The 19,675-nt window shown below is 58.6% G+C and carries 24 protein-coding genes and 2 pseudogenes; 15 read left to right on the top strand and 11 right to left on the bottom strand.

All coding sequences use genetic code 11. The features are described from left to right. Positions 1 to 121: 121 nt before the first annotated feature. The 7 genes from ACPYOJ_RS29145 to ACPYOJ_RS29115 all read right to left on the bottom strand — a co-directional run bounded on the left by ACPYOJ_RS29145 (position 122) and on the right by ACPYOJ_RS29115 (position 5,701). The gene (locus ACPYOJ_RS29145) at positions 122 to 1,027 is read right to left on the bottom strand and encodes an acetamidase/formamidase family protein (RefSeq protein ID WP_481419346.1); all 906 of its coding nucleotides are present in this window, start codon (positions 1,025 to 1,027) and stop codon (positions 122 to 124) included. A gap of 155 nt (positions 1,028 to 1,182) precedes the next feature. Further along, a complete protein-coding gene (locus ACPYOJ_RS29140; protein ID WP_481419345.1) occupies positions 1,183 to 1,422 on the bottom strand; it encodes a hypothetical protein in 240 nt (79 codons plus the stop codon). Between the two features lie 100 nt (positions 1,423 to 1,522). After that, positions 1,523 to 2,095 (bottom strand): hypothetical protein, encoded by a 573-nt coding sequence (locus ACPYOJ_RS29135; RefSeq protein ID WP_168833581.1) that lies wholly within the window; start codon positions 2,093 to 2,095, stop codon positions 1,523 to 1,525. Between the two features lie 163 nt (positions 2,096 to 2,258). Then, positions 2,259 to 2,564 (bottom strand): hypothetical protein, encoded by a 306-nt coding sequence (locus ACPYOJ_RS29130; protein ID WP_481419344.1) that lies wholly within the window; start codon positions 2,562 to 2,564, stop codon positions 2,259 to 2,261. A gap of 147 nt (positions 2,565 to 2,711) precedes the next feature. Then, entirely contained in the window at positions 2,712 to 3,914 is a 1,203-nt protein-coding gene (locus ACPYOJ_RS29125; protein ID WP_481419343.1) for a sensor histidine kinase, read from the bottom strand. Positions 3,915 to 4,576: 662 nt separating this feature from the next. After that, on the bottom strand, positions 4,577 to 4,786 hold the full coding sequence (locus tag ACPYOJ_RS29120; protein ID WP_481419342.1) for a hypothetical protein: 210 nt from the start codon (positions 4,784 to 4,786) through the stop codon (positions 4,577 to 4,579). A 378-nt stretch (positions 4,787 to 5,164) separates the two neighbouring features. Further along, the gene (locus ACPYOJ_RS29115; protein ID WP_481419341.1) at positions 5,165 to 5,701 is read right to left on the bottom strand and encodes a DUF1003 domain-containing protein; all 537 of its coding nucleotides are present in this window, start codon (positions 5,699 to 5,701) and stop codon (positions 5,165 to 5,167) included. A 468-nt stretch (positions 5,702 to 6,169) separates the two neighbouring features. On the opposite strand from ACPYOJ_RS29115, the gene ACPYOJ_RS29110 reads away from it, so the two are divergent. The 15 genes and pseudogenes from ACPYOJ_RS29110 (at position 6,170) to ACPYOJ_RS29040 (ending at position 16,632) form a co-directional block, all read left to right on the top strand. Beyond that, on the top strand, positions 6,170 to 6,928 hold the full coding sequence (locus tag ACPYOJ_RS29110; RefSeq protein ID WP_481419340.1) for a peroxiredoxin-like family protein: 759 nt from the start codon (positions 6,170 to 6,172) through the stop codon (positions 6,926 to 6,928). A 222-nt stretch (positions 6,929 to 7,150) separates the two neighbouring features. Then, entirely contained in the window at positions 7,151 to 7,609 is a 459-nt protein-coding gene (gene msrB / locus ACPYOJ_RS29105; protein WP_481419339.1) for a peptide-methionine (R)-S-oxide reductase MsrB, read from the top strand. After that, a complete protein-coding gene (msrA, locus tag ACPYOJ_RS29100) occupies positions 7,606 to 8,121 on the top strand; it encodes a peptide-methionine (S)-S-oxide reductase MsrA (protein WP_481419338.1) in 516 nt (171 codons plus the stop codon). Before msrB ends, msrA begins: the two co-directional genes overlap by 4 nt. Before the next feature lie 35 nt (positions 8,122 to 8,156). Continuing rightward, on the top strand, positions 8,157 to 8,645 hold the full coding sequence (locus ACPYOJ_RS29095) for a peroxiredoxin family protein (RefSeq protein WP_481419337.1): 489 nt from the start codon (positions 8,157 to 8,159) through the stop codon (positions 8,643 to 8,645). 170 nt (positions 8,646 to 8,815) lie between these two features. After that, the gene (locus ACPYOJ_RS29090; RefSeq protein ID WP_481419336.1) at positions 8,816 to 9,070 is read left to right on the top strand and encodes an SUMF1/EgtB/PvdO family nonheme iron enzyme; all 255 of its coding nucleotides are present in this window, start codon (positions 8,816 to 8,818) and stop codon (positions 9,068 to 9,070) included. Beyond that, complete coding sequence (locus tag ACPYOJ_RS29085; protein ID WP_481419335.1) at positions 8,976 to 9,209, top strand: SUMF1/EgtB/PvdO family nonheme iron enzyme; 234 nt, start codon at positions 8,976 to 8,978, stop codon at positions 9,207 to 9,209. Before ACPYOJ_RS29090 ends, ACPYOJ_RS29085 begins: the two co-directional genes overlap by 95 nt. A 52-nt stretch (positions 9,210 to 9,261) precedes the next feature. Further along, entirely contained in the window at positions 9,262 to 9,516 is a 255-nt protein-coding gene (locus tag ACPYOJ_RS29080; protein WP_168833573.1) for a DUF2171 domain-containing protein, read from the top strand. A 123-nt stretch (positions 9,517 to 9,639) separates the two neighbouring features. Then, positions 9,640 to 10,668 (top strand): transaldolase, encoded by a 1,029-nt coding sequence (gene tal / locus ACPYOJ_RS29075; protein WP_481419334.1) that lies wholly within the window; start codon positions 9,640 to 9,642, stop codon positions 10,666 to 10,668. A gap of 154 nt (positions 10,669 to 10,822) precedes the next feature. After that, positions 10,823 to 11,104 carry a DUF427 domain-containing protein gene (locus ACPYOJ_RS29070; RefSeq protein WP_481419333.1) on the top strand — a complete coding sequence of 94 codons (282 nt, stop codon included), beginning with the start codon at positions 10,823 to 10,825 and terminating at the stop codon, positions 11,102 to 11,104. 155 nt (positions 11,105 to 11,259) lie between these two features. Continuing rightward, a complete protein-coding gene (locus ACPYOJ_RS29065; protein WP_481419332.1) occupies positions 11,260 to 11,430 on the top strand; it encodes a hypothetical protein in 171 nt (56 codons plus the stop codon). Between the two features lie 236 nt (positions 11,431 to 11,666). After that, positions 11,667 to 12,725 (top strand): AraC family transcriptional regulator, encoded by a 1,059-nt coding sequence (locus ACPYOJ_RS29060; RefSeq protein WP_481419331.1) that lies wholly within the window; start codon positions 11,667 to 11,669, stop codon positions 12,723 to 12,725. Positions 12,726 to 12,895: 170 nt separating this feature from the next. Continuing rightward, complete coding sequence (locus ACPYOJ_RS29055) at positions 12,896 to 14,188, top strand: MFS transporter (protein ID WP_481419330.1); 1,293 nt, start codon at positions 12,896 to 12,898, stop codon at positions 14,186 to 14,188. A 28-nt stretch (positions 14,189 to 14,216) separates the two neighbouring features. Next, positions 14,217 to 14,564 (top strand): annotated as a pseudogene (locus ACPYOJ_RS29050) (SMC-Scp complex subunit ScpB); the annotation flags it as partial. A 136-nt stretch (positions 14,565 to 14,700) separates the two neighbouring features. After that, positions 14,701 to 15,579 carry a LysR family transcriptional regulator gene (locus ACPYOJ_RS29045; RefSeq protein WP_481419329.1) on the top strand — a complete coding sequence of 293 codons (879 nt, stop codon included), beginning with the start codon at positions 14,701 to 14,703 and terminating at the stop codon, positions 15,577 to 15,579. Positions 15,580 to 15,924: 345 nt separating this feature from the next. Then, positions 15,925 to 16,632 (top strand): SDR family NAD(P)-dependent oxidoreductase, encoded by a 708-nt coding sequence (locus tag ACPYOJ_RS29040; RefSeq protein WP_481419348.1) that lies wholly within the window; start codon positions 15,925 to 15,927, stop codon positions 16,630 to 16,632. Between the two features lie 241 nt (positions 16,633 to 16,873). Here ACPYOJ_RS29040 and ACPYOJ_RS29035 read toward each other — a convergent pair whose 3' ends face one another. The 4 genes and pseudogenes from ACPYOJ_RS29035 to ACPYOJ_RS29020 form a co-directional block, all read right to left on the bottom strand. Continuing rightward, on the bottom strand, positions 16,874 to 17,401 hold the full coding sequence (locus ACPYOJ_RS29035) for a GNAT family N-acetyltransferase (RefSeq protein WP_481419328.1): 528 nt from the start codon (positions 17,399 to 17,401) through the stop codon (positions 16,874 to 16,876). Positions 17,402 to 17,806: 405 nt separating this feature from the next. Next, positions 17,807 to 18,436, bottom strand: a complete 630-nt coding sequence (locus tag ACPYOJ_RS29030) for a glutathione S-transferase family protein (RefSeq protein ID WP_481419327.1) — start codon at positions 18,434 to 18,436, stop codon at positions 17,807 to 17,809. After that, positions 18,351 to 19,040 (bottom strand): sulfite exporter TauE/SafE family protein, encoded by a 690-nt coding sequence (locus ACPYOJ_RS29025; protein ID WP_481419347.1) that lies wholly within the window; start codon positions 19,038 to 19,040, stop codon positions 18,351 to 18,353. Before ACPYOJ_RS29025 ends, ACPYOJ_RS29030 begins: the two co-directional genes overlap by 86 nt. 558 nt (positions 19,041 to 19,598) lie before the next feature. Then, positions 19,599 to 19,675 (bottom strand): annotated as a pseudogene (locus tag ACPYOJ_RS29020) (carboxymuconolactone decarboxylase family protein); the annotation flags it as partial.

The raw sequence follows: 19,675 nt of genomic DNA, 5'->3' as shown, positions 1-19,675 counted from the left end.
TTTCAATTCACCCTGACTTCAGTACCGGGTCCGCCTCTTCCCGCTGAACATGCCGACACGCTAGTGGGTGGTTAGTCGTGGCTCTAACCGGATCGTAGTCGATGGCCGTTCGACGGTGCGTTTATCGCTTCAACCATTCTTTGGATACCCGGCAAGCCACTGTGTAGGCCGGATCGAACACGTTGCCGATGTCATATCGCACGACCTGGCCGAGAAGGTGGCTGGCTGCCGTTTTGCCAAGGCCGTAATCACGACCCAGCCATTCCAGCATTTCCGTGGTAGCATGCTGGAGCGCCTGATCAAGCGGACGTGCGTTGCCGATCGTAAAGATGTCAGTAGACGTTTCGCCGCGAGGCCACGTGATTTTAGCTTCTTTCACGACGGACAGGCGCATCGTCACCTCGAAAGTCGTTTCGATTCCGGTCCCGACGATCTCGCCGTCGCCCTGCAAAGCGTGACAATCTCCAACAAAGAACAGCGCGCCTGTCTCGAAGACCGGCAAACAGACTGTGGTTCCTGGCCCAAACAAGCGATAGTCCATGTTGCCGCCATACTCGCCACTCGTTGCTGTCGATATTGACTGACCGAGACTTGGCGCTACTCCGAAGCAGCCGATCATCGGACGCATCGGCAGAACGAGATCTTCGAGGCCCGGGATCGGGTCTTGAAGGCGAACAGTCATGGAATGCTGATCAATCGTCCAAATGGCAGTGTCTCGGGGCGGCAGTCCGCGCACATATTCGGGATCGACAACATTTGCCGCGACCGAACTCCGAGTCCACCCGGTATCTCGAGTCGGGGTCATTGATAAAATCTCGACTTTCAAGGCGTCGCCTGGCTCGGCCCCAGAAACAAATATGGGACCGTTCATCGGGTTCGGTCCCGAGGCATACCGCACCCCCGACTTGTCAAAGCCCGCCGCATCAATCGTGTCGGTCACGACGATATCGCCGTCGTTCACCGTCAGAACCGGGGGAAGTTTTCCAATGACATTGTGGTAGGTCTCGACGACCAGACGGCGAAGCATTTGAGTTATGTCCTGAGTTTGAGTGTTCGAGAGAGGCGAGGTTTTATTCCCAGGCGGCGGTTGGAGCTGTCAACTTCAGTCGCTATGACGCTTTCAGTCGGCTTTCCGCAGGATTTTCGCTACGATAAGTCGTTGATTTCTTATACTAGAAATTTTCACTTGACGAGCAGAATGGCGGTATTTGTCGTTAAGCTGACAGCTTCGCTTGTCACGGGCGCTTGGCGACCGTCGCCGAGGAGCGTGAACGAAACGATGTTGAACTCAACCCGGCCACGGCGGGTCCTTCGTATAGCCTGCTTCCAAGCCAACGGAGGCGCGATGAAATGGCGACCGGAGAGCTTTATGAGCGCACCTTCCTGGACGCTTGATTTCGGACCAAAATCGATCTTTTCCAACTTCTCGATTTTGTCTGTGTGGTCGTGGGCTGTATCGTCGAGCGCTTCGGAGAGATCGCTCGCTATCTCGGCCTGCGCTTGTTCGTCGTCTTTTGCGCGATCATTCGTTGTCTGGAACGTCCGCAGCCTGGAAGGGCACGCGAGCAAGTCGCGAGTCGCGCAGGATGCTCGTGACGAGCCAGACGTACCGCTGCTCGGCGGTGTCGAATCCCAGCACGGAAAAGGACTGCCCGAAGGGACACGGGGGAAAGTCGGGAAAGTCGATGCGCAGCACGAATCGCTCCGGATCTTCCTCGAACTCGCTCTTGTAGATCTTCCGAAGACCATACCGGCTAGGGGCCACCTCTTCTGAGATCCGCTTGGGGCGCCGCGCGGTCGTGAGGCGCGCAAAGAGCTCGCGGGAACAATCCTGGTCGAGTGTATCGAAGGCGTCGATCAGCAGCCCCTTACCCTTCGTCCTCCCATCTGTAATCGCGTAGACGTTTGATCCGTCGCCTCCGCCGGATCCGCTCTCGAACCTCAGGGAGACGTCAACCTGGACGTCGCTTGTCGCAACTGCCATGCCGGTCGCGAGGTCGTAGAGCCCGCCGTCCTTGATCCGGTACTCCCGGTCATAGCCGCGCTTTATGAGCTCAGACACGGCCTCGACGATGTCGTCGACCTCAAGGTTCATTCGAAACTCCTTATTTGCGGGCGCGGTGAGCGGGTGTACGCGATCTCGGCCGATCCCTATCCTACGTCAAGTGTCCGACGCTAATCGCCGTCGCCAAGCTTGGGAAATTCCATACCGTTATCGATTCCATTCCCGGACGGCTGCGCTTGCGGGCCGACGACGTTCACTGCGATCCGGTCCGACAGTTCGAGTAGCTCGGTACAGAGCGAGGCGGCACGAGCTGGCCGTCGCCGACAAGGCGGACCGTGTGCGCGTCCTCAAGCACTGCACGAGAGTGAACGAACTCGACGCCGACGCGCTCCTGACCCTCGCCGTATAGTCGTTCCAGACACCCGATCTCCCCGTCTTTCGCGGCGATCAGCGAGGGCCAGTCGAAGCCCGACACCGAGATCTTCCAGCCGATTCTGCGGCGTCGTCGAAGCTGTCGCTGAAACGGCTGGCGTAGAGGAAAAGCTTCTTGGGAACGCACCCGCGGTCATCCCTCGATCATCGCCGCCACGGCTGTGATCTCGGTGCTCGACGGGCCGAGAACTTTGTTCTTGTCCTAATAAAGGCCGGGTCTAACCAGCGCGAGGTCCCTGTTGCCTCCTTAACCGCATCCCCAGGTGGTCACCACTCAAATGATCTCGGCGTCAGAGCCGGTGAGGACGAATGTGCCGCCAGAATGCGATGGGACGTAACCGATTGTGAGCTGGCGCGTCCCGGCATTGGGGCATGCGTCGCTACCAACGATCGGAGAGTCGTTTCTCGCCTCGGAGCAAACCCGCGGAAAGACCATGCGCACCGTCGTGCCGACGCCCGGCTCGGACTCCAACCGGATCGCGCCGCCGTGTTGTTCGACGAACTTGCGAACCTGGGGGAGGCCCAACCCCGTGCCGTCGCCGGCCGCCTTTGTGGTGTAGTAAGGTTCGAAGGCCCGTGATAGGACATCCTCCGACATGCCCGAACCATTGTCCGCCACTGTGATCACCACGGCGCCTTGAGGTGCTGCGGGGAGCGGATCAACGTTGGTCGCGATGATCGACACGACGCCGCCGCACGACATCGCCGCGTCCGCGTTACGGCACAAGTTCAGCAGCGCGAAAAAGAGCTGCTCGGGGTCCGCGCTGAACTCCCAGAGGTCGGGGCTGATCTCGACCTCCATTCGGGTCCGCTCGCCAAGTGCGTGCCCCAACGTTTCGGCGGCAGCGGTCAGGTGGGCTTGGGACGCGAACTCTCTGGTGGAGGGGCGGGGGTGCCTGCCTGCATCGAGCAGGCTCCGACTCAAACGCGCACCTCGCTCGACTGCCCGGTACATCCGTTCGAAGATCACCTCCCGAGTGACTGCGTCGCCTTGGCACTCCAACAGGCGAAGGCCGCCCCCAATCACCGATAGCACATTGTTAATGTCGTGAACGAAGACCTTGGCGACCTCGTCAATCTCCTGCAGGCGCTGAAGCTCTGAATCGGCTACGGGATTAGCTCGCTCGGCGAGCGGGATTTCGCGACACAAAACGCCTGAAATTTCCCCGTCGCTTCCGATGAGGGGAATCTCGACCGACCGTGTCCTTGCCGGAGATCCTTGTCCCGAGCTGTGATGCACCGGTCGCACGAAAGTGCTGAATCCGCGGCCCGGCCCAATCGCAACTCCACCGCGTTCCGCTAGGACGACGATTTCGTCGGACAGCACGCCGATTACAGGATTGCTTTCCGGGCGGGGCGATGGAACTGTCGTTGACTCTGCGATTTGCATATCGGCCTCCAAGCTTGAAGTCGCGGGAACGATGATGCGCAGCAGACTGTAGTCGAGCGAGGCGAAAGGGAAATCACCTGTCGCCATCAAATCTATAGCCGGCCGTTATCGGCCACCCGCGCGGATGCCATGCCGGTCAACCTTCAGATCGAAAATAACAATGAGAATAAAATTGCTCGCCGCGACAACACGTACGAGCAGATATCGCCGATGTCGTGAGAGTCAAACTCTCTGTGCGGTCGAAAGCGAGGTCAGCTATGTCAAGATGCGCTCGTGCTATTGATACGGCATGTCGGGCAACGTGCGGATTATGACTTTGCAAAGCTGGTGTAGCCGTTAGTCGGCAATGCTAGACGATTGTCCAACTCAAGCGTACTCGCTCTCGCCATCCGTAATTTAGCGAATGTCTGACCAAGCCAACCGTTCAACCCGCGAGCCATCAAGCGCCGTATCGCTCGGTCTTGATTGACGCGGCATTGATCCCAGCCGCGAGTGCACCGTCGGCGGCTACATTGACGAAAGCGTTCGACCCACACACAAACACAGAACGCGGCGGGGAGGGGCAATCTCGCCGCGATGTCGGCGACCATCGGCCGCGTCAATACGTCGGCTAAAATCCGACCTGCGTGTCGCCGGCTCCCGGGTCAAAGCCAGGGCGAAGGAGAAGCCGGACTTGGATTCTTCGGCGGCGAGCAGCTCGTCTCCGAAAAGCGTGCCTCGCCTCGTACGCGCGGACATCAGCAGCTCGGTCAGGACGCGCTGTCCGCTCGCGCGGCGGTAGCGGACCATCGCCGCAAGCGGCGCGACACTAGACCGGCGCCGATCAGTAGGACTGGCCTTGAGGCATCGTCCCGCCAGATGAAGTGGCCACCTAGCGGGGCACGGAGCTCTATCTCATCTCCGACCTCCGCAACGTCGTGGAAGAATGGCGACACCTCACCGCCTGGCAGCCGCTCCACGGCCAGCTCCAGGATTCCGGTAGAGCTGGGCGCCGAAGCGATCGAGTAGCTTGTCTGGGGAAGGGCGTTGAACTCTCCAGGTCCAGGACTTCACCGGGCGCGGCCCGATCTTCAACGTGAACTTCCAGGATTCCAGCTCGACGTGGGGCGTTGGGCCGGCGGAAAGCACAGGAAAGTTTTCGACTATGTGTTGGCCGGGTGGAATGCGGGCGGAACGGTTGTCCGCTGTGTGCCGGCCTGTAAAACCGCAAGTGACCATCGCAAACATCTTTCTCTTTGCTGACGGTCGTGGGCGTTAATGCACCTGAGGTTGGAAAGAGTGGCGTCTTGATTTCTGAAGGGGAAATCACGTGTCGCCATCGAATTTATAGCCGATCGTTATGAAGCCGGATCTATTACCCCGCGCAGTTCCAAGACGGTCGACGGTGTCTCGCTTGTGGCGCGATCGAGCAACATGGTCAGGCGCATTACCGCCTCGGTCAACTTGAGAACTTCCTGCTCTCGCAGCTGGTCTATCTTCTCATGAAGGAGCTCGATCTCAAGTTCTGCCTTCACATTGATTCTGTAGTCGTTCTCGGCGGCCCGGCGGTCGATGTCCTGCTGCCGGTTCTGGCTCATCATGATAACGGGAGCCGCGTAAGCGGCCTGGAAGGAGAGAGCGAGGTTCAAGAGAATAAACGGGTAAGGGTCCCAGCCGCTCATCGCGCCCGCGACGTTAGTCGCAATCCAAGTAACCAAAACCGCACTTTGGATTATAATGAATGTCCACGATCCCATGACGCTCGCTACCGCATCGGCGATCCTTTGTCCGAAGGTCACATGCTCGATCGCCGGAATCTCGTCCGCGGCCTGGACGCGGAGCGAGCGTCGCAACCGCCTCAGGCTGTCGAGCAGGTGCTGCTCTTCCTGCTCCATGAAGTCTACTCCTCCGCTCGTCTCGTCCACCTGTCAGCACCCCATTTGCCTGGTCGCGCGGCCGCGGCCCCGCCGTTTCTTGCACGCATCTTCAGCCGACTCGCCGCGTGCGGCAGCGTCTCGCCTGCGACAGAGTTCTCTCGTGGTTTCGGCCGTGGCGGAAAACCGTTAGGTTTTGGCGAAAGCTGCGTAAAGGTATTGACTCGATAACTACTCGGAATGCTGCCGAACCGGCGCGCCGCCATTAGCAGTTCAGCGTTTCAGCAACGCGGCTCACCGGTGAGACTTGCGCCGCCGGTTTTATCGTCTTCCCGCCAATGCTATGGCATCGATTTGATAGCCACGCATCATTGGAATCCGAGTTGAGCAACCTCCAATTGTGAGCCGTAGAAACCGGATGGGGACATCTATTGTTTCATTTTTCGGAATTCTGCGTGTCAATCTTTTCAATTGAGGGTCGGTAAGACAATGAACTACGACAAACTAAGGGGCGATCTGCTTGCTGCGTTCGGACCAGCAGATTGGGAGGCCTACGACTTTCTTGTAAAACGGATCCGGGAGCACGATTTCGCATCGCGCGCCTTGAATGTTGGCGACACCGCGCCGGACTTCTTGCTGCCGGATGCCGATGGTCGCTTGGTATCGTCCGAGCAGCTACGACGTGAAGGACCCCTGGTCATAAGTTTCTTCCGAGGTGGGTGGTGCCCCTATTGCACGGCCGAGCTCTGCGGCCTCCAGGCGGCGAAACAGGAGTTCGAGGATCTCAAAGCCAATCTCGTCGTTCTCAGCCCGGACACTGGAGGCTTCCCCCGCGAAATGAAGCGCAGCTTCGGCCTTGACCTCCAGGTCCTCGCCGACGTCGACCATGGCGTCGCCATGTCCTACGGCGTCTTGTTTTCAGTTCCCGAAGAAACCCGGGCCTATTACTCGAGCCTAAAAATCGATCTTGGGAAGAGGCACGGATCATCCATGTGGATGTTGCCGCTGCCGGCCACCTATGTCGTCGATCGCAATGGCCAAATCCAAAGCGCCTTTATAGAGCCGGACTTCACCATAAGGCAGGAACCTACTGAGATCCTCGCGGCCGTGCGTAGGCTCGCCGGGGAAAGCTTAGGCGAACCGGCCGGCGCTCGGTCACTCGGTCGCGCCAGAGTACGATTCCGCGATTCGCGTGCAAACACGTTAGTTCTCCCATCGTCCCTGGAACGGCGAACCGTCGCTCCGTAGCGTCGGTCCGTAAATGCTCCTTCGCTGTAACTTTGGCACTTTCGCCAGTACCCACCCGAATTTGTCACCTCCCATCGCGACCCCTCCTTCGCTACGGCATTCGCCGAGCGGCCCATCGAACCTGTATCGCTCTTCAGTCCAAGGCATCGATTCAATTCCCATCGGTCATTGGACCGGCGGCCTCCGGTTTCTTAACTCTAGGGCTCAAATGGAGGACAGCAGATGAGATCCTACAACAAGAATCCGGATGCGCTGTCTCGCCTCACGCCGGAACAATACCGGGTGACGCAGACCGACGGTACCGAACGGCCGTTCCAGAACGAGTATTGGGACAACAAAGAGCCCGGCATCTACGTCGACGTGGTGTCCGGCGAGCCGCTCTTTGCGTCAATCGACAAATTCGACAGCGGCACAGGCTGGCCGAGCTTCACGAAGCCGATCGAGCCGGAAAACGTCGTCGAGAATGTCGACAATACCCACGGCATGACCCGAACCGAAGTCCGCTCCAAGCATGGCGACAGCCACCTTGGCCACCTCTTCCCAGACGGCCCGCGCCACAAAGGGGGGTTGCGGTATTGCATGAATTCGGCATCGCTCCGGTTCATCCACCGTGATCAGCTGACGAGCGAGGGCTACGGCGACTACGCCAAACTCTTTTCCAAGCAGGAGGAAACCCGATGACGGCAACGACAGAACGCGCGGTTTTGGCCGGCGGCTGCTTCTGGGGCATGCAGCAGCTCGTTAGACGGCTGCCCGGAGTGGTCTCGACCCGGGTCGGATATTCGGGCGGAGAAGTCAAGAACGCGACCTACCGCAATCACGGCGACCACGCCGAGGCGATCGAGGTCATATTCGATCCGGCTGAGACGAGCTTCCGAAATATCCTGGAGTTCTTCTTTCAGATCCACGACCCGACGACGGTCGACCGCCAGGGCAACGACCGTGGCGCGAGCTACCGTTCGGCGATCTTCTATACAAGTGATGAGCAGAAGCGCGTTGCCAAAGACACCATCGCCGATGTTGAAGCTTCCGGTCTATGGCCGGGCAAGGTAGTCACCGAGGTGACCCCCGTCGGCGATTTCTGGGAGGCTGAGCCGGAGCACCAGGATTACCTGGAGCGTATTCCGAACGGCTACACATGCCACTTCATCCGCCCGCAATGGAAGCTGCCGCGGCGCAATGCGGCAGCCTGACTCGTCAGCCTCGCAAAGAAAAGGAGGTAGACGCAATGAAATACGGCATTTCCGGACGTCCAGCACCCGAGCTGTTCGTTCCGTACTGGATCGACGCGGAGGGCATGCACTGCCCACCGGTCACCGTGTCCTCACTCGGGCAGCGCCATCGTGTTCTGTTCTTCTATCAGCACTGGTGCCCCGGCTGTCACTCACACGGGTTCCCGGCTTTGTTATCTCTCATCGAGCGGACGCGGGATCGCGATGTCGCCTACGCCGTGGTGCAGACTGTCTTCGAGGGCGCCGAAACCAATACAGCTGAGCGACTCTCCGAGGACCAGAGACGATATGACCTGCGCATTCCCTTCGGCCACGAGGGGGGCCTACCCGGACACCGGCTTCCCACGACGATGGAAAACTATCGCACCGGTGGAACACCGTGGTTCGTCGCCGTCGACCCGGCAGGCGTAGTGCTGCAGGACGGCTTCGCTATCGCCGCGGAGGAATTCATCGCAGCGGTCGACAAGGCGCGCGCGCCGACGTGACGCCCCGGCGCCGGTCAAGATCCATCCTTACGCCGATCGGCGTAGAAACGCAGTCGACATCACCTAGTGTGCTTGCGTGCGCTCTGCTTCGCGGTCAGCAACAGCAAACCATTACTCAAGAGGTCTCCACATGGAACCAATGCGCTTATTCCAGTCGGCACTTGGAGCGAATGACTTGCAACGACGCTTTCGCTACCTGGGCCGACAAGGGCCTCCCCACGGAAAGCGAATGGGAGGTGGCGACACGGGGGGCTCGGCCTCGAGGGCAACTTCCTCGACGCGAACCGGCTGCGACCGAAGCCTGCAGCACCGCGCGCCGGACTGCAACAGATGTTCGGCGACGTCTGGGGGTGGACCCGCAGTCCCTTCACCCCATATCCAGGCTTCCGAGCCGTGGAAGGCGCCGTTGGCGAATACAACGGTAAATTCATGTCAGGGCAGTTCGTCCTGCGAGGCGGCTCTTGCGTCACGCCGCGAGGTCACGTCCGGGCCGGCTATCGGAACTTCTTTCCAGGCCACACCCGGTGGCAATTTTTCGGCCTGAGGCTGGCCGAGGACGTCTGAGTACATACGCGGGCGGCACGGCCGACGCGAAAGCCCAGCAAAGGAGAAGAGCATGAGCAGCGAAAAGATCGTCCCGGACATGGAAGTGATCGGCGCGGATGGGGTTCACGTCGGCACTGTTGATGCGGTCGTCGACGGCCGGATCAAGCTTGCCAAGCGCGACAGTGGTGAAGGCGCGCATAAGAACCACAACCACTTCATCGATCTCGGCCTTGTCGCTGAAGTCGAAGGCCAGAAAATTCGCCTGTCTGCAAACGCGGCAGTCGCTGTGACCTTCGAGGAGGAGCAGTCGGGAAGGCCTGTCTGAACCAAACACAGCAGGCGCGGAGGGAGCAACGGACGGGCGCCATTCAATAGCGCCACGGCGTGGACTCACTCGGCGAGATGCGCCTGGCCTACGCGAGCGGAAAGAAGTCGAAAGGAAAAGGCCATGACTTCCAAACTAGAGCAATTGCGAGCTATGACCACAGTTGTCGCGGACACAGGCGACATTGAGGCTGTGGCGCGATTCAAGCCTACCGACTGCACCACGAACCCTACCATCGTGCTCAAGGCCCTTGGGACCGAGGCTTATCGCCATGTCGTCGAAGAGGCTTTGTCGTGGGGGCGGGCAAAGACCGGTAACCCGCGATACATCGCAGCCGCGACCGCTGACCGCTTGGCGATCTCGGTGGGCATCGAGCTTTTGCGCCTGGTGCCGGGCTACGTGTCTACCGAAGTCGACGCGACGCTGTCGTTCAACGTCGCGGCGTCGATCGCCAAGGCTCGCCAGATCATCGCGGACTATAAAGAACGCGGCGTCGATCGTGAACGGGTGCTGATCAAGCTCGCGTCAACCTGGGAAGGGATTCGGGCGGCCGAAGTGCTTCAGCGGGATGGCATCAAGTGCAACATGACACTGCTCCTCAATCGGGCCCAGGCAGTCGCTAGCGCCGAGGCTGGAGCGTTCCTGATCTCGCCTTTCGTGGGCCGCATCTACGATTGGCACAAGAAGTCTCTCGGACGGGACCTGGCACCCGAGGAGGACCCGGGCGTCCGCTCGGTGCGTGACATATACAACCACTACAAGGCGAACGGCATCGGGACGATCGTGATGGGCGCGTCGTTTCGAAATACCGGCCAGATCGAAGCCCTCGCGGGGTGCGACCGGCTCACGATCGCGCCGGCCCTTCTCGACGCGCTCTCAACGGACGAGGGAAAACTCGCCCGCTCGCTCACCCCGGGCGCGCTGTCGCCGACGCCGCTCCGGGAGGAGGCCGATGCGATCTGCCACTGGTTCGTGAGCGAGGACGCAGTCGACATCAAACACCCGCAGCCGTCCGACCCGATGGACGAAATCACGTTCAGATGGATCATGAACGAGGACCCCATGGCTACGGAGAAACTGGCCGAGGGTATCCGCATATTCGCGCACGACCTACGGACTTTGCGCGAAACCATGCAACACCGCCTGCAATGATAGTTCGAAGACAGAAAACAAGACTCGGGCAGGAGGCGTTCGGTACAATAATTCCCCGTTGCAACGCATCCAGGCCCGGCCGGCTACCGAGCCGCGATCGAGGGCGGCGCAGGGCGCGTGCCACGAAAGGCTACGGCCAACGAAAGGAAAAGAAATGACATCGGCGACATGGAATGGCTTGAAGATAGCGGAATCGGACCAGACGATCGTGGTCGAAGGAAACCACTACTTCCCCCCTGAGGCCGTCAAAAAGGACTTCCTTCGACCGAGCTCTACTACCAGCCGGTGCCCATGGAAGGGAGTGGCAAACTACTATTCCTTGGAGGTGGACGGGAAGACGAACAAAGACGCGGTCTGGTACTATGCCGACCCTTCGACAGCAGCCGCGAACATCAAAGGCTACCTTGCGTTCTGGAATGGCGTTGAAGTCGGCTAGATCGGACGCCTGTTTGCCGACATTCAAGCCCATCGACGCGAGGAAGTTTCGCGCTCTGCGCGAGAGGGTGGAGTATCTCATCGCGACCCCAGTTCGGCGCCCGCTGTGCGATACCGGAAGTCTTGCGAGGTCTACACAAAGCGGGCGGCATAGACTTGCCCACATTGAACGGTGACGAGAGCTGGACCCTGCCGATCCCGGCGCGCTTCGTCGTCGATCGAAACGGCGTCATCGTCTACTCGGAGATCAATCCGGATCAAACCCGCCATTCCGATCCGCAGGGCATCCCCGTGCTCGACTATTTGCACAGGCAACGGCTTGCATGAGGGGGACGAGGAGCCGCGTTGATGTTTTGGAGTTGACCGGGCGAGACCGGCGCCGGCGAATTGTGGCCTACTTCGTTGAGGGGCCGAATTTCGTTTCGAGACGATTGCGAGAATCGATGGCAAGACACGAAGTTCAGTGGTACGGAAAAGCGTGGCAACGCCCAGCTCATCCTTCGAGAACGGGCTTCCGAGCACTATCTGCACCGGTAGCCGGGCAGTATCGGACCACCAAAGTCATGCGGAACATTTCGAAAGCGGTTCCAAATCAGGCACTCGTCGGGCAGAGCGTTTCGCCGCCCGCGGGCTCCAACGTCAAATTGTCTACAACCGACCTCAACAACTTGATGCAGGCAATCGACATCGACGTCATCACGCTGATCGAGGTTCTGGTGCCGCGTGGCCATCGAGTCGAAATGGGAAAGGTTGACGCACCCGGGATCCACTACAATTTGAGTGGCGTGGGACGCATATCTATCAACGGCGGACCACAGATGCCGTTGAGCCCTCATTTGCTCATCATCGTGCCGCCGAATACTCCATTCGCGATCGAGGTCGACGGCGGAAGTGGCCCGCCGAAGCTCATATCGAGAGACTGCTGGACACATCAAGACGGCATACTGCGCCTCGCTGTGCCGAACGAGCAGCCCGAAATCGTTCAGATATGCGGCTATTTTACCGCACTCTTTGGTCAGTCTGTGAGGCTGTTCGGGGAACTCCGCGAACCCGTGATCGAGCAGTTCGAGCCAGCTGACAAGATCGATCTGAAGCTTCGCGAGGCTATGGACGAGCTGCTTCAGCAAGAGGTTGGCGTCGGAGCTATGACCTCGTCGCTGCTCAAGCAAATCCTTGTCTCATTGTTGCGGCGGTCCCTCAGGTCATCCGAGCGGTGGACGGAGCGATTCTCGATACTCGCCGACAGGCAGATCACGCGTGCCTTTGCGGATATGGTGGCACGGCCGGGAGCCGCCCATTCAGTTCAAAGCTTGGGGCACAGTGCAGGATTGAGTCGTTCTGCGTTCATGGCGAGATTCTCGAACATCTTTGGACGATCCCCGATGGCCATCTTGCGAGACTTGAGAATGCGCCAGGCTGCGATCGAATTAACGACAACGACGATGCCGGTCGACGTCATTGCACGTAATGCAGGATACGAAAGCCGTTCAAGCTTTGTGCGAGCTTTTCGACAGGCGTATGAACGAGATCCGAGCGACTATCGGCAGATAGCCAAGGATGGCAAAGGCCAGCAAGTACCCGAGAACAAGATGCCGAAGTTTGCTTTTGATACAAAGGATTGACGATCCGAAAGCAAGCGGCGGCAGGAGTGGCTTTCCGATGCCTTACGCATGGACCGTCGGCATGTGCATTGTCAATCTAGGAAGTCCCTCGATCCGTTCGGTGCGATTTATAGTCACCTGGTGCGCTATCTATTCAGCGGAAAAAATCAACAATTATTTGGAGAATTTACATGGTCAACGAACAGCAATTGATTTCCAAGATTACCTGGCGACTGATGCCGTTCCTCGGAATCCTTTATCTCATTGCCTATATCGATCGTCAGAATGTGAGCTTCGCCAAGCTGCAAATGGTCGATGCGCTCGGCATGAGTGAATATGCCTACGGCCTCGGCGCTTCGCTCTTCTTCATCGGCTACTTTCTTTTCGAGGTGCCGAGCAACCTTTTTCTCGACAGGTTCGGCGCACGCGTCTGGTTCGCGCGTATTCTCGTCTCCTGGGGCATCGTCACCATTCTGCTTTCCTATACGCAGAATGCGACGATGTTCTACATCCTACGGTTTTTGCTCGGCGTCTGCGAAGCGGGCTTCTTCCCCGGCGTTCTCTACCTTTTGACCCTGTGGTTCCCTTCGGCCTATCGCGGCCGCATGGTCGGGCTCTTCATGATCTTCAGCGCGCTTGCCAATGCGGTCGGCGCACCTGTTGGAGGCATGCTTCTCGATCTCGATGGGCTCTACGGCCATGCCGGCTGGCAATGGGTCTTCCTGGCAACGGGTATTCCAGCCGTCATCGCTGGCATAGTCACCTCCTTCTATCTCTATGACCGGCCGGAAACGGCGGGTTTCCTGAGCAACGGAGAAAAGAGCTGGCTTGCGAACCGCCTCGCGTCTGAAAATGCCGGCATGGACCGGAACGCAGAAAATGGCTTTAAGGCGCTTCTGGATCCTCGCGTGCTGCTAATGGCGGTGTGCTACATCGCTTTTCCGCTTGCTGCCTATGGCCTCAGCTATTGGCTGCCGACGATCGTCCATGCCTTCGGCGTTAGCAACACGGTGAACGGCCTGATTAACATCATCCCATGGGTGGTTGTCGCAATTGCGCTTTGGGCGGTGCCGGCGGCAGCCGACAAAGCCAAATCGAAGACGCCTTATATCGTCATCCCGGCTTTCATCGGTGCGGCCTGCCTGCTCTTATCCGCACTCGTTCCGAACCATGTGTTGCAGTTTGCCTTCCTCTGCATTGCTGCTGCCGGTATTTTTGCGCCTCAGCCGGTCTTCTGGAGCCTGCCGTCGCGCTTCCTGAAGGGTGCGGGCGCTGCTGCCGGCCTCGCCGCCATCAATTCCATCGGTAATCTTGGCGGCTTCGTCGCCCAAAACGTTGTGCCCTGGATCAAGGACGAGACCGGAAGCACAATTGCGCCGATGTTCTTCCTGGCGGCGTGTCTCGCTATCGGTGGCCTGCTCGTCTTCGTCGTTGCCTTCATGATGGCCCGCAAGGAGCAGGCGGCAGTGCCGCACGGCGCGTAACTTGGAGCTGATTGGGTCTCCGAAGTGCAAGCCGGTTACACGCAGCGACCTGTCGGAGATTTTTGGAAGAGAGGTCGGTCGCGATACGATCGCCACGCTTCGCGGGGCAGGGTTCCTGTCGTCAGGGCCGCGCAGTCCGACGCCAGGGGCGCCTTACACTTATGTAACCACCCAGCATATTCTCTCGGCGTTTGGCATGGAGACGTTGCGCGACTTGCCAGACGTCGAGGCACTCGAGGATGCGGGGCTTCTTAGCCGAAAGCTCGTTGAGGATGATTCGTTGGCTTCGGAGGTGGACGACGATGAGAGCCAATCGTTGCGATCCGCACATCCGCGCTGTCCGTCTTTCGTCGGAGAGCGAAGACCTACTGGATGATTGGCTGGTTCAGTCTCGTTTGACGTTCACGGCGGGGAGTGTCTTCAGCAACCTGCCCATGCGTCCTGAACTTGATCGGTTACGCCCGCGTGATAGACCGGTACAACGCGAGAAGGCCTTCCGGGATTTGTGAACAATGGACACGTTCGACGCTCTTCGTTTGTTCCTGAGCATTGCGGAGGCCGGAAGCCTCTCGGCTGCCGCCCGAAAGCATTCGGTCGCGACGTCAACGGTTACCTCTGCTCTCCAGCAGTTGGAGAGGCAAAGAGGTACAACACTGGTCAGACGGTCCACTCGGCGTCTCTCGTTTACCCAAGAGGGGCTCCAGTTCTTAGCGGACACACGGAAACTGCTTGCTGATTGGGACGCGTCCATCGGCGGTGCGAAGGAGGGTCCCTTACGAGGGACAATCAAGATGACATCGACGGTCGACTTCGGACGAAGCAAGATCGTTCCGGCGATCGATCGGTTCATGGAAATACATCCAGGAATTTCCATTGATTTGCACGTTGCCGACAGCGTCATGGATCTCGTTGAACACAACATCGACCTTGCGATAAGGAACGGTCCTCTCAGAGATTCCTCGCTCAAAGCGCGCCTTATCCTGCGAGGAAAGCGCGTAGTTTGCGCCGCCCCCTCCTATTGGGAGGCCCGCGGTAAAGCTCTGCATCCGGGAGACCTTGTTGGTCACACTTGCCTAGTTGTCTCGCGGCCGGCAACGACTTTTTCGACATGGCACTTCTCAGATGCTGGAAAGGTGATCTCAATCCGCGTGTCTGGGAACCGGGTTGTCAACGATGGCTCGATTTTGAAGAGATGGGCCTTGAAAGGATATGGCGTTTTACTGTGCCCAATATGGGATGTCGAAGACGAACTGGCGGCAGGGGACTTAGTGACGGCCCTTGACGAATTTTTACCCGACAACGCCAACCTCTATGCCGTTACCGATGGCAGCACGGTGAATCATCGCGTCCGGGCTTTGATCGACTTCCTGGCAGAGGAACTTCATCGTTAGTCGATGGGCCATATCGACGTGAATAAGCTCAGGTCCAGAGGCCGGTGAAACTGCAAAGATCCATTACTCTGCTGACCAAAAACTAGAGGGTCCGGCACTCGCTTGGGCGCTCTTGCGTAAAGGACCGCATCCCTCGCCCTATGACTGCGCTGACAGCGGCGAGAGGTGCGCATGCGACGCTTTCTCCTCCGAAATTCAAGGTGACTTCTCGCAATTTCCGAAAGGTGACTTCGGAACGTGCCCAATTATCGCGGACGGTGAAATCACCGATATCGGTTGCGTACACATTGGACGCGGATCGCATAGAGCAGGTGCCGCAACCAAGATATTTCTTGGAAGGACAAGATCAAGATCATGAGTAAAGTTGTCATCGTTACTGGCGCTTCGCAGGGCATCGGAGCCGCAATCGTCCAGGCATTCCGTAAGCTCGATTACCGAATTGTCGCGACCTCCCGCGCGATCAAGCCGTCGGAAGACCCGAACATCCTGACGGTTGCTGGTGATATCGGCGATCCCGCGACTGCCGCGCGTGTCACCTCTGAAGCGGTTGCACGGTTCGGTCGCATCGACACCTTGGTGAACAACGCCGGTATCTTTATCGGCAAGCCTTTTACGGAAAACAGCATTGAAGATTATAACGCCGTCATGAACGTGAACATGGCCGGCTTCTTCCACATCACGAAGCTTGCCATCGCCGAAATGGAAAAACAGGCGGGCGGTCACGTTGTAAATATCACCGGGAGCATTGATAACGGAATTACCGGCTCGCACGTGGCGCTGGCGGCCCTCACCAAGGGTGGCCTGAATGCCGTTACCCGGGTGCTGGCGATTGAATATGCGAAGAGGGGTATCCGCGTGAACGCGGTGGCACCAGGCGTGACGGACACGCCGATGCATCCTAGACAACATCACGAAATGCTCGGCACCTTCCATCCGCTTGGCCGCATCGGCGAAGCGAGCGAGGTCGCTAGCGCTGTCGTGTTCCTCGATTCTGCAGAATTCGTCACAGGTGAAATCCTGCACGTTGATGGCGGCCAGAGCGCAGGTCGTTAAGCAATACCGACGGAGTTCCCGCGCTTGCGACGAGGGACTCCGTCGGCCTTTCCGAAGCCACTTCGACGTCTCCACGCAATTGGCATTCGTCGACCGTGAAGAATCCGCAATCGGCTGATTTGACATAAGAAACGACGATTTTGCAGATCTGATAATTGCAACGGGGCAAGGTCACCCGGACAATGCCTCCTTTGGCACCGCCAGAAGCGGACATCGCGAGCTGTCTCGCGATCGCCATCCATCATGTCGCAAACGTCTCATCCCATTCGCGACGGAGCATTCCCATGATTGCCGTGTCCCATCGCTCGTCATCCACTTTCACGGAGGATCGTCTCACGCCTTCCGGAACAAAACCCAATTTGGAATAGGTGCTTATCGCAGCTACATTCCAACTGTAGACATTCAGTTCCAGCCGCTCGATCGCCGCATCCGCGAACGCTTCCGCCAGAACGAGACGCAACATCGGAATGGAGAGGCGGCGGCCTCGCATCGCCGGCGCGATCGCCACTCTTGCAAGTCGCGCCACCCCGTTTTCCCAATCATATGCCAGTTGCACATGGCCTATAGGGGTTGCGCTCCCATCCTCGGCCATCCAGCAGCGCCGTTTGGGATGGACGCCTTCGCCATCGTCAATCATAGAATCAAGCTGCGCGGAGTCGAGCGGATAGATCAGTCCGGGACCGCCCCATTGGACAACCTGCATCTGATTGCCAAACCAACTGGATAAAGTTGCATGATGCTGTGCTGTGAAAGGCTTGAGGGTCAGCATGGCGATAAATATTCTCTCCTTCGCTCCGCGGCCGTAACGGGACGAAGATATTTGCCCTGAATAGGATAAGAAAGACGATGCCGAACGTTGCCATCATCGCCGGCGTGATGAGTGCGAAACTATCGATCGAATCCATAAAAGCCTCTCAGCTGGGCCGACGGCCATAATATTCGACGCTATTCGTGCGCCGTTAAAAAAATTGAAAGTGCCTCGATTTCCGCGCCAGAGCCGCGCTCGGCCGGCTACCAGAGTTGGAATGCTGTTTCGACCCGTTGCGGCCTTTGGTGTCCGGCGCGACGAATGGCTCGTTTGGGACCAAAGCTGCTGTGCCATCCATCATGAAAATCGACGCCAAGCCGATCAGACGACTGCTAACGCACGACCACCAAGCGTTGGAGCGGTCGGTCAATCCAACCCTTCAATCAGCATGACGCGACGTACGGCGGGACGAGACATTATCTTGACCACGAGCCGCGTCCAGGCGCGCCAACGACCGGCCATTGAAAACCCGATGCGCGCTCCCCAAAGCCAGAACACGAGAAGATAGATGTCAGCAATGCTGTATCCTGATCGAACCGCCCCCTCCCATTCATCTGAAAGGCGTTCCTCGATCCGGTCGAAATGTTCTTCAATCGTCCACCAGCCTTTGGTGACCACCTCGTGATACGTGTTGGGATCGAGGGCAAAGCGATCCGGGTGCCGGACCTGCTCGAACGCCACCCCTGAGACCTGAATGGATAACCAGCTCAGCCATTCCAGGCATTGCGCCTCTCCATACGGGTCCTGAGGAATGAGTTTAGCCTCGGGATAGTTCCGGGCTAGGAAGAGGAGGATGGCTGAGGTTTCAGTCAAAAATCTCGGCTCAGCATTCCGTCTATCGGCGATCGCGAGACCATTGCGCCGGTTCGCATCGGGGACCGCGTTCTGCGTGCTAATCTTATTGAGAGTGTCAGCGGCATAGGGCGCCCCAATTTCTTCCAATACGACGTGCGCCGCAAACAGCTCCGAGCCCTTGGTGTAGAAGAGATGATACATCCGCCGTGACCTTTGAATGCGAGATGGCTCTCAGTGGCTCCCGGTTGGCAGCCTTTAGACGCGTTTGGCAAACTTCCGCTAGACGAGCCATCTCGGCTCCGAGCAGGAACAAAAGGACAAGGAATCCGCGACGGAAGGTTACTGGGCTTATCCGATCGCGAATGAGCATCCCAGCCAGAGCGGGGATGACGGCGAGTATGGAGAGCGTCATCCGATCAAGCTGAAAGGCACCCTGCGCAGCGATACCCGCGGCCAGGGCGATGGTTGAAATTGTGAACGACAACCCAAGCGCCTGGACCAGATCGTCCTTTGAGAGGCCAAGCGCCTGAAGATAGGGTACCGCCGGGAGGGTAAAAACACCGGTCACACCTGTGATCAGGCCTGTTGCCGCGCCGACAGATGGCGACATCCAGCGTTCAATTTTCATCGGAACGCTTAGTTGACGCGCGAACAAGGTGTAGAGCGAATAGAGGGCAAGCGCGCCTCCAAGTGCCGCCGTCGTGAGCATAGTGTCGCCGCTTGCGATGAATGACGAGCCGAGGACGGTTCCGGCGATGGAGGCGATCATTGGAATAGTAAGTCTGACATGCGTCCCGAATATCAATTGCCGTGCCTTTGACAACGTGGATTTGCCGACGGTTGACTTCGGTTAGACCGAAGGCTCAATCTAGGCTACCTTCGTCCGGTGCGCTTCGACCTGGACCATATCGATGCGCAGGCGGCCAAACTGGGAACCAAGCTCAAATCGCACATAGCTGCTTCGCAGCTTCGATGGCATTTGCCGTATGGCCGGTGAGGCGTGGGCATCGGTCTCGTGCCGGAGACGGCGGCACGACGATATAGAAGGCTAACGCGGATTGGCATCCTTCCACTTCAGGACGCTTGGGCGACACGGCGGCTCTCGATCTGTGTCCGCAGCGAGACAGAGTTAACCCCAATCGCGCTTGATCTCTTCCAGCATCCGGCATGGGAACAGTCACCGGAAGACCGCTAGGCCTTCCTGTTCAAGGCCCGGTTCGCGGCCGGGCGCTCACTGCGGTTTCGTGAGACGGGGAAGCGAGGCTACCGAGCCCCGGCGCCTCCTCCACGGAGATCGCGCCATTCGAAGATCGGCCGACGCGGCCGATCCCATCAGCTTCATGAGGTTGCAGCCTGACAAGGCTCAGATCGACCCGGCCGGGGCAACGGCGGGAAAGTCCTTCTCGGGATCGAATACGTTGTTGAAGAAGTTCGTCAGGG

This window comes from Rhizobium sp. SVR5-9E, from assembly GCF_056755095.1.
The sequence above is the reverse complement of the archived record's forward strand: the minus strand, read 5'-3'. Positions and strand labels throughout refer to the sequence as shown.